Here is a 12,320-nt window from a genome sequence, read left to right as displayed (position 1 = left end):
GTCGGGGCCGAATGCCTCAAATACCCAATATGCTAAAATCCACGGGTTTTCCTCTTCGGCCTCAACCTCCAGCATGCCGCTATCCGAGCCCGTGCCCCGTCAGTTGCGACATCGACGCGCAATCCGAGCGGAAGCCTACGAGCGCGGCGACGGCTTGTGGGACATCGAAGCCTGCCTGACCGACCACAAGCCGCGCGATGTCGCGCTTGCGTCGGGCATCCGGCCCCAGGGCCTGCCGATCCACGAACTCTGGCTGCGCGTGACCATCGACCGTGACCTCAATGTCGTCGACGCCGAAGCGTCTTCGGAATGGGTGCCCTATCCCGGTCACTGTCAATCCGCTTCCCCCGCCTATCGGGCCCTCATCGGGCTCAATCTCTTCCGCAATTTCCGCCGCAACGCGAACCGGCTGCTCGCCGGCGTCGCAGGCTGTTCCCATCTCACCGAACTGTGCGCCGTGCTGCCGACGGCCGCGATCCAGGCGTTCGCCGGTGACGTATGGAACGTGCGCGAGGAGGGCGGCGAAGGGCCGGATCACGACGGCGTGCACGCCGAACCGCCTTTCCAGCTCGGCCGCTGCCGGGCGCTGCGATTCGACGGCGAGGTCGTGCGGCAATACTACCCGCGCTGGTATGGCCCGATTCGGCCGGATCTGCCCGGTGAAGGCAGCACGAAGGAATGAACGGAAATCATTCGAAGAAGCGTCTTAAGCGACATTTCATCCAACTCTCAGACTGAAGGGAATCACGCATGAAGATTCACGAGTACCAGGGTAAGGAAATCCTGCGGAAATTCGGCGTCGCGGTACCGCGCGGCAAGCCGGCGTTCTCGGTTGACGAAGCCGTCAAGGTGGCGGAAGAGCTCGGCGGCCCGGTATGGGTCGTGAAGGCTCAGATCCACGCGGGTGGCCGTGGCAAGGGCGGCGGCGTGAAGGTCGCGAAGTCGATCGAGCAGGTGCGCGAATACGCGAACCAGATCCTCGGCATGCAGCTCGTCACGCACCAGACGGGCCCGGAAGGCCAGAAGGTCAACCGTCTGATGATCGAAGAAGGCGCGGACATCAAGCAGGAACTGTATGTCAGCCTCGTCGTCGACCGCATCTCGCAGAAGATCGTGCTGATGGGTTCGAGCGAAGGCGGCATGGACATCGAAGAAGTCGCCGAAAAGCACCCGGAACTGATCCACAAGGTCATCGTCGAGCCGTCGACGGGCCTGCTGGATGCGCAGGCCGACGATCTCGCCGCGAAGATCGGCGTGCCGGCCGCATCGATTCCGCAAGCGCGCGCGATCCTGCAAGGCCTGTACAAGGCATTCTGGGAAACCGACGCATCGCTGGCTGAAATCAACCCGCTGAACGTCTCCGGCGACGGCAAGGTCACCGCACTCGACGCGAAGTTCAACTTCGACTCGAACGCGCTGTTCCGCCACCCGGAAATCGTCGCGTACCGCGATCTGGACGAAGAAGATCCGGCTGAAATCGAAGCGTCGAAGTTCGACCTCGCATACATCTCGCTCGACGGCAACATCGGCTGCCTCGTGAACGGCGCAGGCCTCGCGATGGCCACGATGGACACGATCAAGCTGTTCGGCGGCGAGCCGGCGAACTTCCTGGACGTCGGCGGTGGTGCGACGACCGAGAAGGTTACGGAAGCGTTCAAGCTGATGCTGAAGAACCCGGACCTGAAGGCGATCCTCGTGAACATCTTCGGCGGCATCATGCGCTGCGACGTGATCGCGGAAGGCGTGATCGCCGGTTCGAAGGCCGTGAACCTGAACGTGCCGCTCGTCGTGCGCATGAAGGGCACGAACGAGGACCTCGGCAAGAAGATGCTGGCCGATTCGGGCCTGCCGATCATCTCGGCCGACAGCATGGAAGAGGCTGCGCAGAAGGTCGTCGCGGCTGCCGCAGGCAAGTAAGCACGCGCTAATGAACACGTAGGGCGGCGCGGCTTGCACGCGACGCCCATCGAACAGAGGTCAAAATACATGTCGATTCTGATCAACAAGGACACGAAGGTCATCACGCAGGGCATTACCGGCAAAACCGGTCAGTTCCATACGCGCGCCTGCCGTGAATACGCAAACGGCCGCGAGGCATTCGTCGCGGGCGTGAACCCGAAGAAGGCCGGCGAAGATTTCGAAGGCATTCCGATCTACGCGAGCGTCAAGGAAGCGAAGGCGGAAACCGGCGCGACCGTGTCGGTCATCTACGTGCCGCCGGCAGGCGCGGCTGCTGCGATCTGGGAAGCGGTCGAAGCCGATCTGGATCTCGCGATCTGCATCACGGAAGGCATTCCCGTGCGCGACATGATCGAAGTGAAGGACCGCATGCGTCGCGAAGGCCGCAAGACGCTGCTGCTCGGGCCGAACTGCCCGGGCACGATCACGCCCGACGAGCTGAAGATCGGCATCATGCCGGGTCACATCCACCGCAAGGGCCGCATCGGCGTCGTGTCGCGTTCGGGCACGCTGACGTATGAAGCGGTTGCGCAGCTGACGGCGCTGGGCCTCGGCCAGTCGTCGGCAGTCGGTATCGGCGGCGACCCGATCAACGGTCTGAAGCACATCGACGTGATGAAGATGTTCAACGACGATCCGGATACGGACGCGGTCGTGATGATCGGCGAAATCGGCGGTCCGGACGAAGCCAATGCCGCCGAGTGGATCAAGGACAACATGAAGAAGCCGGTGGTTGGCTTCATCGCGGGCGTCACGGCGCCTCCGGGCAAGCGCATGGGCCACGCCGGCGCGCTGATCTCGGGCGGTGCGGATACGGCCGAAGCGAAGCTGGAAATCATGGAAGCGTGCGGCATCACCGTCACGCGCAACCCGTCGGAAATGGGCCGTCTGCTGAAGAAGGCGCTGTAAGTATTTCCATCGGGTCCGTCCTGCAGAAAACGCCGGCCTTGCCGGCGTTTTTTGTTATGCTCCCGCAATGAATTCGTAAGCACCAGGCATGCGTCCTGCATGTGCCGACGATGAACCGGGTCGCCCGTGAGGCGGCCGCTGCCCTTTCCTCACCGCCATGCTCGAATTCCTGACCTCGCTCCACTGGGGCGCCATTCTCCAGATCGTCATCATCGATATCCTGCTCGGCGGCGACAACGCGGTCGTGATCGCGCTTGCGTGCCGCAACCTGCCGGCGAACCAGCGGCTGCGCGGGGTCGTCTGGGGCACCGCAGGGGCGATCCTGCTGCGCGTCGCGCTGATCACGTTCGCGGTCGCGCTGCTCGACGTGCCGTTCCTGAAGCTCGGCGGCGGTCTGCTGCTGCTGTGGATCGGCATCAAGCTGATGGCGCCGGCCGCCGACGCGCACGACAACATCAAGCCGGCCGACCGGCTGTGGGATGCCGTGAAGACGATCGTGATCGCCGATGCGGTCATGAGCCTCGACAACGTGATCGCGATCGCCGGCGCGGCCGAGCAAGCCGATCCGTCGCACCGGATCGCGCTCGTGATCTTCGGGCTCGTCGTCAGCGTGCCGATCATCGTGTGGGGCAGCACGCTGGTGCTGAAGCTGCTCGACCGTTTCCCGGTCGTCGTGGCGCTCGGCGCCGGGCTGCTTGGCTGGATCGCGGGCGGGCTGATCGTGAACGACCCGGTCGGCGACCGCTGGCCCGTGCTCGATACGCCGGAAGTGATCTACGGCGCGAGCATCGTCGGCGCACTGTTCGTCGTCGCGATCGGTTACGCGCTCAGGAAACGCCGCGACGTGCCGCAGCACTGACTGGCCATCCGGCCGACTGCCGGCTTCGCGGCCCGCTGGCTACGATCGAGACGCCTGCCTTTGTCGGCAGGCGTTTTTCGTTTCCGGAGCCTGCCATGTTCGAAGCCTTTTCCGTTTCCCTGTTCCGTCGCGTTGCCGCCGATCTGCGGCGCGCGAACCGGCCGTCGTCGCGCTGGCGGCTGGCCGGGTTCACGCTGATCGAACTGATGATCGTGTTGGCGATCGTCGGCGTCGTCGCAGCCTATGCGATTCCCGCGTACCAGGATTACCTCGCGCGGTCGCGTGTCGGCGAGGGGCTTGCGCTCGCGTCGTCGGCGCGGCTCGCGGTCGCCGACAATGCCGCGAGCGGCGCGAGCCTCGACGGCGGCTACAGCCCGCCTGCCGCGACCCGCAACGTCGAATCGGTTGCGATCGACGGCGCCACCGGCCAGATCACGGTCGCGTTCACCACCCGCGTCGCCGCGGCCGGCACGAATACGCTGGTGCTCGTGCCGTCGGCGCCCGACAAGGCCGACGCGCCCACCGCGCGCGTGCCGCTTAAAAAGGGGGCGATACAGGCGGGCGCGATTGCGTGGGAATGCTTCGCCGCCGGCAAGGACGCGTCGTCGCTGCCGGCGCCCGGCGCGGGGCCGTTGCCCGGTAATGCCGCGACGCTGCCCGGGAAATATGCGCCCGCGGAGTGCCGTGCATAAGGCTGGCGGAGAAGGAGGGCGGCCGCGCATGCGGCCTCGCCGGCCGCTGCTTCGGCCGGCGAGGCTGCGGCTCGCGCCGGCTCGCGGAGCGACAGCCCCGCACAGAGCAGGGAAAGTTTTGTATAGTGCGCCGGTTGCTGACATCCGGTTCGCTCATGCCTTCCACTTTTTCCCGTTCGTTGTCGCTCGTTGCGCTGGCTGTCGCCCTGATCGTGCCGTACGCGATCACGAATCACACGTATCCGATCCCGACCTTCTATTCCGAGTTTTCCGCGCTGGTGCTGTATCTGCTGCTGGGCGTGTCCGTCGTGCTGCTCGCACGCACCGGCCGCCCGGCCCAGCCGTTTGCCGCGCCGGCGGCGTTCACCGTGCCGCTCGGTTTTGCGGTGGTGCTGATCGCGCAGGTCGCGCTGATCCCGCTCAAGGTGCCGTCAATGAACTGGCTGGCGGTCGGCTATCTCGCCGCCGCGCTGGTCGCGATGCAGGCCGGGTATGCGCTGGCGCGCGACGGGATGGCGGAAATCGTGTCGCGGATGATGGCCGGTGCGCTGCTCGTGGGCGGCGTGTTCGCGGTCGGCACCCAGATCGTGCAGCTGTTCCACCTCGAATCGGCCGTCTCGCCGTTCGTCGTGGTGTACAACATCGCGGTCGACCGCCGCCCGTACGGCAACATGGCGCAGGCGAACCATCTGGCCAGCTACATCGCCTTCGCGCTCGCGGGTGCGCTGTATCTGGTGCAGACGCGCCGGCTCGCGGTGTGGGCATGGCTCGCGTTGTCGCTCGTGCTGTCGGTCGGTCTCGCGCTGACGGTGTCACGCGGGCCGTGGCTGCAGGTGGCGGTGATGGTCGTCGCGGGTTTCTGGATGGCGTGGGTCGAATCGCGCCGCACGCCGGGCAATGCGCGTGCGTGGCTGATACCGGTCGTGCTTGCGGTCGCGTTCATCGCAGTGAACGTCGCGGTGCGCTGGGCCAACGTGCACTACCACCTGAATCTCGCGGAGTCGGCAGCCGACCGGATGCGCGATGCCGGGCAGATCGCGCCGCGCCTCGCGCTGTGGAAGTACGGGCTCGCGATGTTCCGCGAGCATCCGCTGCTCGGGGTCGGCTGGGGCGAGTTCCCGTCGCACCAGTTTGCGCTCGTGCGCACGCTCGGCGGCGTCGAGATCGCGAACAACTCGCACGACATCTTCATCGATCTGCTCGCGAAGTCCGGTCTCGTCGGGCTCGGCGTGCTCGCCGTCACGCTCGTCACGTGGTTCGTGCGCGCGGTGCGGGCGCCGCAGTCGAGCATGCGCGTGTTCGGCTTCGCGCTGATCGGCATCCTGCTGATGCATGCGCTGGTCGAGTATCCGCAGCAATACATGTTCTTCCTGCTGCCGGCGATGTTCGTGATCGGGCTGCTCGAGGTGAAGCCGCTGCGTATCCTGCCGGGGCGCGCGGCATTCGGGCTGTTCGCGGTGCTGTCGTTCGGCGGCGTGCTGGCGGCGGTGCCGGTGCTGCGCGACTACCAGCGCGCGGAAGTGCTCTATTACGGCAGCAATCCGGCCGCGCAGTACCGCGATGCGCCGTCGCGGCTGTTCGGCGCGTGGGGCGATTACGGTGCGGCGACGCTGCTCACCATTTCGTCGGACAACCTGCCGCTCAAGCTCGCCGCGCACGAGCGCGCGATCGCGCTGCTGCCCGGCGAGACGGTGCTGCGCCGCTATGCGGTGCTGCAGGCGTTGGCCGGCCGTGAAGCCGACGCGCTCGATACCGTCGCGCGGCTGCATGTGTTTGCGAAGGAATTGAAGGACTGGCCGCAACAGTTGGCCGCGTTGTACAAGCTGTGCGACCAGGAGCCGGCGCTGAAGTCGTTCAGGGCGGCCGTCGTCGCGAAGTACGGGGAAGCGCCGGCAGACGAGGGCGACGATTCGGACGACGACGATTCGGATTGACGCCCGTCGTGCACGCCGGAACGGGACATTCCGGCGTCGACCGCGCCGCGCTGACGGCGGCTGACGTCGGAGCAACACGGCCCGACGCATGGCGCGCCAAACCGGTCGGGGTATCGATTACGTCGCGGATCGCGTGGATTCCGGTCGAATGGGCAGCGATTCGCGTCAACCATTGTCAAATCGCCGCCACTGACGGGGCGGCGCGTGCACAATGCGCGAAAGCGCTCGCGTGCCGCCGGCGCGGGGCGTAGCCGGTGTGAATACGGAGAATGTCCCGGCCATCCGGGCATTCCCCCGAGCAGGATCGCGATCGAGCATCGCTCGGCCGCGCGGCCGTAACGGGGCGCCGGTCCGATGGCCGCGGCGCAGTGCGACACATGCGATGCGGCCGACGGAAGGCTGCCGGCGCACGACGCATGTGCCCAGAACAGTACTGAAGAACGACATTCGACCATGGCCTTTCGCTCCACACTCCTGATCCTGCCTGCCGTCGCCGTGCTGTTTTCCGGCTGCGCGATGCTGTCGTCGTCGCAGGAAAGCAAGCTGACCTGCCATATCCCGCGTGCCGTTTATCCGGATAGCGCGAAACCGCTCACGCGTCCGGTCACCGTGCTCGTGCGCGCGCTGATGACGACGTCCGGCGAAGCGCAGAACGTGACCGTGACGACGAGCAGCCGCAACGCGGCGGCGGACCGCGCGGCCGTCGACGCGATGACGCACGCGACCTGCGTGCAGACCGGCGCGACCGCGAATCCTTTCTTGTTGACCCAACCGTTCGTGTTCGAGCCGCGGCGCGCCCAGTGACGGGCGTGCCGCGCGCCGATGGCCGTATCGTTGCACGCGGGCACCGAAAGTCGATCCGTGCGGCGGCTGTGCCGCGCGCTCGACGTGCGCTGCCGCGGAGCCGGCACCCGAATCGCGACGGCGCCCCGCGGGAATCGCATCGGAACGGTCAGAACTGCCGCTTCTTGAGCGTATAGGCGACCAGCGAATACAACGTGTTCGTTTGGGCATTGAGATACCAGCCCTGAGTCGGTTTCTCCCTGCTCGAGCTCCGGGTCTTTCCCGCGTTGCTGCTGACGAACGTGAGATCGAGCGGTGTGCCGTTGCGGCTGGCGCCGGTTGCGTAGACGAGCAGCAATCCGTCCCCGGCCGACGCTCAGGCTATCGAGCGTCAGCGTGTCGTCAAACGAATGCAACTGCCGCACCTGTTCGGGTGCGCCGTTCGTTCAGGTCGAAATGGCGCCGACGCGTTTTCCCTTGTCGGCGGGATTATCGAAATTGCGCGGTTCGCCGAGACGCGACAGCGCGTACAGCGCATAGTGATCCGACGCGGTCGGTGACGAGGACAGGTTGACGATCCCCTGTTCAGGCAACACGGTGTCCAGGACGAACCCGGATTGTTCCTAGCCGAGCCGATAGACAACGCTTCTGGCGGGAGCGTACTCGGATTTTTCGACGTGGTATGCCATGCGCAAGGTACCGTCCGGGCCGAGGTCGATGCCGTCAAAGGTGCGACGGGGTTTGCCGGCGTCCGCGGCACCCGGTCAGAACGATGAACACGACTGCCGCGCCGAGCGACAGCGTCGGGAATTTTCTCGTCATTTCATTTCGGCCTCAGTCCAACAGGCCCGAGCCCGGCCGGAGCGTCGTCGAGACAGGCGAGAGGATGGGTCTTGAACGCGTCAGTCTTGAAGGTGCCGTCGTCCAGTTCGAGCGAGTACGACGGCACGTTCATCGTGCAGCTATCGCTATTCGGCTTCTTGCCCCTGGTCGACATGGCGTCGCCGCGCATGTTCTGCTGCCGGGCCGGCTGCGCCCGGCCGTTCACCCCGCCGCGTCTTCCGCCTTCCAGTCCCCCGACTTCCCGCCGCGCTTTTCCCGCACGCTCACGTCCGTGATCACCATCCCGCGATCGACGGCCTTGCACATGTCGTAGACGGTCAGCAGCCCGACCTGGACGGCCGTCAGCGCTTCCATCTCGACGCCGGTTCGGCCGAACGTCTCGACCTGCACGACGCAATGCACGCCCGGCAGCGCGTCGTCGAGTTCGAAGTCGACGGCCACGCGCGTCAGCGCGAGCGGGTGGCACAGCGGAATGAGGTCGGCCGTGCGCTTCGCGCCCTGGATCGCCGCGATGCGCGCGACGCCGAGCACGTCGCCTTTCTTGGCCTTGCCGTCGCGGATCAGCGCGAACGTGGCCGGCAGCATCCGGATCGTGCCGCGCGCGATCGCGATGCGACGGGTTTCCTGCTTGTCGCCGACGTCGACCATGTGCGCATGGCCGGCGGCATCGAAATGGGTGAGTCCTGACATGTCTTCCTCTCGTGGAGCGGCGTGCGCGCGCACGTCCGTCGATCCGGCTTCGCGATCGGCCGCGCGTCGAATCCCGTACCGGCGCGACGAACCGATCCAACCGCGCAGCGGGCGCCTATCATAGCAGCGGCGTCCGCGTTGCCGCAGGCGCAGATGACGCACGCGCGGCACGGGACAGTCGTCGCGGCGCCGGTACAATGACCCGAATATTCAGACCACACGCCGCGATGCGCGCCGCGCGCGGGACGGCGTCGTTTTCATCCTGCCATGCGTGTCAAACAGTTGCTTGCCGTGTCGCTGTCGGCCGCGCTCGCGCTGCCGCCGGGCGGCCATGCGCAAAGCGCATCCGCGCCGCCGCTCGAGCCGGCGGCGGGCGGCGCGACGTCGATATCCACCGTGCCGTCCGGCATCGCGACCGGCGTGTTCGGGACGTACGGCGGCGCGGAGAGCCGGTTCTCGGGCGCGGACGGTGCGTCGGCGCCGGTCGCGAGCCTGCGCGCGCCGCTGCGTGCGCTGGAGCTGCCCGATCTCGGCGACGGCTCCGGCGGCGCGCTGACGCCGCAGGCCGAGCGCCGGCTCGGCGAGCGCGTGATGCGCGAAGTGCGGCGCGATCCCGACTATCTCGACGACTGGCTCGTGCGCGACTACCTGAACGCGATGGCGGCGCGGCTCGCGGCCGCGGCGGCGGCGCGCTACATCGGCGGCTACACGCCCGACTTCGACCTGTTCCCGGTGCGCGATCCGCAGATCAACGCGTTCTCGATGCCGGGCGGCTTCATCGGGATCAACAGCGGGCTGGTGGTGACGACGCAGACGGAGTCGGAGCTCGCATCGGTGGTCGGCCACGAGATGGGACATGTGCTGCAGCGCCACATCGCACGGATGATCGGTGCGAGCGAGAAGACAGGCTACACGGCGCTCGCGACGATGCTGCTCGGCGTGCTGGCTGGCGTGCTCGCGCGCAGCGGCGATCTCGGCAGCGCGATCGCGATGGGCGGGCAGGCGTACGCGGTCGACAACCAGCTGCGCTTCTCGCGTTCGGCCGAGCGCGAGGCCGATCGCGTCGGCTTCCAGCTGCTCGCGGGGGCCGGCTACGACCCGTATGGCATGCCGGGCTTCTTCGAACGGCTCGACCGCGCGTCGATGGGCGATGCGGGTGTGCCGGCCTACGCGCGCACGCACCCGCTGACCGGCGAGCGGATTGCCGACATGGAGGATCGGGCGCGCCGCGCGCCGTACCGACAGCCGCGCCAGTCGGCCGAATACGGGTTCGTGCGTGCGCGACTGCGCATCCTGCAGAACCGGGCGCCGACCGACATCTCGGCCGAGGCGCGCCGGATGCAGCTCGAGATCGACGATCGCACCGCGCCGAACGTCGCGGCGAACTGGTACGGCATCGCGCTCGCGAACACGCTGCTCGGCCAGTACGATGCGGCGGACAAGGCGCTCGCATCGGCGCGCGGCGCGTTCGACGAGCGCGAGCGGCGCGACGACGATCCGGCGACCAGTTCGCCGAGCCTCGACGTGCTGGCCGCCGACATCGCCCGCCGCGCGGGCCGGACCGACGATGCGGTACGGCTGTCGGCGCTTGCGCAGCGGCGCTGGCCGGCGTCGCACGCGGCGATCGTCGCGCACCTGCAGGCGCTGATCGCCGCGCGGCGCTTCGCCGACGCGCAGACGCTCGCGCGGGCGCAGGCGAAGGCCGACCCCGAACAGCCGGACTGGTGGGATTACCTCGCGAAGGCGAGCGACGGCAAGGGCGACGTGCTCGCGCGGCGCCGGGCGCTGGCGGAGAAACTGGCGCTCGACGGCGCGTGGCCGTCGGCGATCCGGCAACTGAAGGAAGCGCGCGACGCGAAGGACGTGTCGTTCTACGAGCAGTCGATCATCGGCGCGCGGCTGCTGGAATTCGAGGCGCGCTACAAGGAAGAGCGCGACGACGAGAAGAACGGCCGCGGGTAGCGACCGCCGCGCAGCGAGCGCGGCCGGCGCCGCCGCGGCTCACTGGCCGCTGTCGGCGGCGTCGCGCGCGTGGCGCGCCGGGCTGGCGACGTAGCCGAACCGCGCCGGTACGTCGGCGCACGCGATGCGGCCGAGCCGCAGCGTACGGCCGTCGCGCCAGCGCAGCACCGGCGGCTCGGCATCGAAATCCGCGTGATCGGCGAACAGCCCGAGGTCGTGATCGTGCAGCGCCGCGATGCGCGCGGGTGTGCCGGCATCGCGAAACAGCACGCCGCCGCCGTCGTCGAGCCACGCTGCATCCGGTTCGAACGGGGCACCCGTCTGGTCGGTGAGCGCAAGCTGTCCGTCATGCTCGGCGAGCCGCACGACCCACGGCGTATAGGCGAGTTCGACGTATACGCGCTGCGGCCCGTTCTGGAAGAACCACTGGCCCTGCGCGTCGCACGCGTAGTTGCGGCCGATGAACGCGTTCAGCGCCGCATGCCGGATCGGCGAACCGAGTTCGCCGGCCGCCTGCGCGGCGTCGTCGCGCAGCCGCCATGCGCCGCGCCGGTCGAGCAGCAGCCAGCCGGTGCAATGCGGCACGTTCGGCCATTTGGCGAGCGCCTGTCTGACGATGTCATCCATGGTCGACGAATTTCGAGCAATAGCCGAACACCCGCGCCGACAGCCAGTCGAGGCGGCCGGGGAACGGCCCGGTCATGAAACCCGCATGGCCGCCGTGCGCGGGCTGGTCGAGCTCGACGGCCGGCGACACGTCGGCCGGGCCCGGCAGCGCCGATTCGGGCAGGAACGGATCGTTGCGGGCGTTGAGGATCAGCGTCGGCACGTCGATCGCGGGCAGCAGCGGCCGCGTGGTCGCCTTCGTCCAGTAGTCGTCCGCGTTCGCGAAACCGTGCAGCGGCGCGGTCACGACCTCGTCGAAGTCGCGCATCGTCACGGCCTGCAGCATCGCGTCGCGGTCGAACAGCCCCGGATACTGGTCGAGCTTGGCGAGCGCCTTGCGCTTGAGTGTCTTCAGGAAGCTGCGCGTGTAGACCATCGCGAACCCCTGCGACAGCGCGCGGCCGCCGGCGTGCACGTCGATCGGCGTCGAGATCGCGGCGGCGGCGCGCACGATCGACGTGTCGCTGCGATGCTCGCCGAGCCAGCGCAGCAGCACGTTGCCGCCGAGCGACACGCCGGCCACGACCAGCGGCCCGCGGTGCTGCGCGGCGAGCCGGCGCAGGATCCAGTCGACCTCGGCGCTGTCGGCGAGATGGTAGAAGCGCGGCTGGCGGTTGATCTCGCCGCTGCAACTGCGGAAGTGCGGGACGACCGCGTGCCACCCGTTCGCGCGCGCGGTGGCCATCATCGCGAGCGCGTAATGCGAGCCGGAACTGCCTTCGAGGCCGTGGAACAGCACGAACAGCGGCGCGTCGGGCGCTGGCGCCGCGCTGTCGAGGTGCGCGACCCAGTCGAGGTCGATGAAGTCGTGGTCGGGGGTTTCCCATCGCTCTCGCCGATAAGCGACAACCGGACGCCGCGCGAACAGCGCGGGCACGATGGTTTGCACATGGCTGTTCGGCAGCCAGCGCGGTGCGCGATAGCGCAATGAATCGTCGTCGGGGGCCGGGGGCCCGGTCAGCGGCGAGGTGGGCGGAGAAGCCGTACTCATGATCGCCCCGCTAATGCGTTGCTTCGTTTTTC

Annotated in this window: 14 protein-coding genes; 8 read left to right on the top strand and 6 right to left on the bottom strand. The window is 67.8% G+C overall.

The annotated features are described in order from the left end of the window. Nucleotides 1-73 precede the first annotated feature (73 nt). The 7 genes from CFB49_RS14430 (at nucleotide 74) to CFB49_RS14395 (ending at nucleotide 7,157) form a co-directional block, all read left to right on the top strand. Nucleotides 74-682: a DUF2889 domain-containing protein gene (locus CFB49_RS14430; RefSeq protein ID WP_050014576.1), complete on the top strand. Its 609-nt coding sequence runs from the start codon at nucleotides 74-76 to the stop codon at nucleotides 680-682. A 68-nt stretch (nucleotides 683-750) separates the two neighbouring features. Continuing rightward, a complete protein-coding gene (gene sucC / locus CFB49_RS14425) occupies nucleotides 751-1,917 on the top strand; it encodes an ADP-forming succinate--CoA ligase subunit beta (protein ID WP_006477915.1) in 1,167 nt (388 codons plus the stop codon). Between the two features lie 69 nt (nucleotides 1,918-1,986). Beyond that, the gene (gene sucD, locus CFB49_RS14420; RefSeq protein WP_006477916.1) at nucleotides 1,987-2,868 is read left to right on the top strand and encodes a succinate--CoA ligase subunit alpha; all 882 of its coding nucleotides are present in this window, start codon (nucleotides 1,987-1,989) and stop codon (nucleotides 2,866-2,868) included. 157 nt (nucleotides 2,869-3,025) lie between these two features. Next, a complete protein-coding gene (locus tag CFB49_RS14415; RefSeq protein ID WP_089435583.1) occupies nucleotides 3,026-3,727 on the top strand; it encodes a TerC family protein in 702 nt (233 codons plus the stop codon). Between the two features lie 95 nt (nucleotides 3,728-3,822). Beyond that, nucleotides 3,823-4,419, top strand: coding sequence for a pilin (locus CFB49_RS14410; protein ID WP_089491626.1), 597 nt, complete (start codon nucleotides 3,823-3,825; stop codon nucleotides 4,417-4,419). Between the two features lie 155 nt (nucleotides 4,420-4,574). After that, a complete protein-coding gene (locus CFB49_RS14405) occupies nucleotides 4,575-6,353 on the top strand; it encodes a PglL family O-oligosaccharyltransferase (protein WP_089491625.1) in 1,779 nt (592 codons plus the stop codon). A gap of 453 nt (nucleotides 6,354-6,806) precedes the next feature. After that, the gene (locus CFB49_RS14395) at nucleotides 6,807-7,157 is read left to right on the top strand and encodes a TonB family protein (protein ID WP_069619643.1); all 351 of its coding nucleotides are present in this window, start codon (nucleotides 6,807-6,809) and stop codon (nucleotides 7,155-7,157) included. A gap of 148 nt (nucleotides 7,158-7,305) precedes the next feature. Here CFB49_RS14395 and CFB49_RS36785 read toward each other — a convergent pair whose 3' ends face one another. From CFB49_RS36785 to moaC, 4 genes are all read right to left on the bottom strand, one after another. Beyond that, nucleotides 7,306-7,494 carry a hypothetical protein gene (locus CFB49_RS36785; RefSeq protein WP_249190542.1) on the bottom strand — a complete coding sequence of 63 codons (189 nt, stop codon included), beginning with the start codon at nucleotides 7,492-7,494 and terminating at the stop codon, nucleotides 7,306-7,308. Between the two features lie 88 nt (nucleotides 7,495-7,582). Next, nucleotides 7,583-7,732 (bottom strand): hypothetical protein, encoded by a 150-nt coding sequence (locus CFB49_RS36780; protein ID WP_249190543.1) that lies wholly within the window; start codon nucleotides 7,730-7,732, stop codon nucleotides 7,583-7,585. 227 nt (nucleotides 7,733-7,959) lie between these two features. After that, complete coding sequence (locus CFB49_RS36320) at nucleotides 7,960-8,133, bottom strand: hypothetical protein (protein WP_179234903.1); 174 nt, start codon at nucleotides 8,131-8,133, stop codon at nucleotides 7,960-7,962. A 47-nt stretch (nucleotides 8,134-8,180) separates the two neighbouring features. Next, complete coding sequence (gene moaC / locus CFB49_RS14380; RefSeq protein ID WP_050014564.1) at nucleotides 8,181-8,669, bottom strand: cyclic pyranopterin monophosphate synthase MoaC; 489 nt, start codon at nucleotides 8,667-8,669, stop codon at nucleotides 8,181-8,183. 267 nt (nucleotides 8,670-8,936) lie between these two features. Between moaC and CFB49_RS14375 the strand changes: the two genes are divergently transcribed. Further along, a complete protein-coding gene (locus CFB49_RS14375) occupies nucleotides 8,937-10,631 on the top strand; it encodes a M48 family metalloprotease (RefSeq protein WP_089491623.1) in 1,695 nt (564 codons plus the stop codon). A gap of 39 nt (nucleotides 10,632-10,670) precedes the next feature. On the opposite strand, the gene CFB49_RS14370 is transcribed toward CFB49_RS14375, so the two are convergent. After that, nucleotides 10,671-11,258, bottom strand: coding sequence for a DUF2946 family protein (locus tag CFB49_RS14370; RefSeq protein WP_089435578.1), 588 nt, complete (start codon nucleotides 11,256-11,258; stop codon nucleotides 10,671-10,673). After that, nucleotides 11,251-12,288, bottom strand: a complete 1,038-nt coding sequence (locus tag CFB49_RS14365; protein WP_089491622.1) for a hydrolase — start codon at nucleotides 12,286-12,288, stop codon at nucleotides 11,251-11,253. The genes CFB49_RS14370 and CFB49_RS14365 overlap by 8 nt, the downstream gene beginning before the upstream one ends. Between the last annotated feature and the right edge of the window lie 32 nt (nucleotides 12,289-12,320).

Source organism: Burkholderia sp. AU17457, assembly GCF_002223255.1.
GTDB lineage: Bacteria > Pseudomonadota > Gammaproteobacteria > Burkholderiales > Burkholderiaceae > Burkholderia > Burkholderia sola.
Note: the sequence above shows the minus strand (reverse complement) of the source record. Positions and strands in the feature narration are given on the sequence as shown.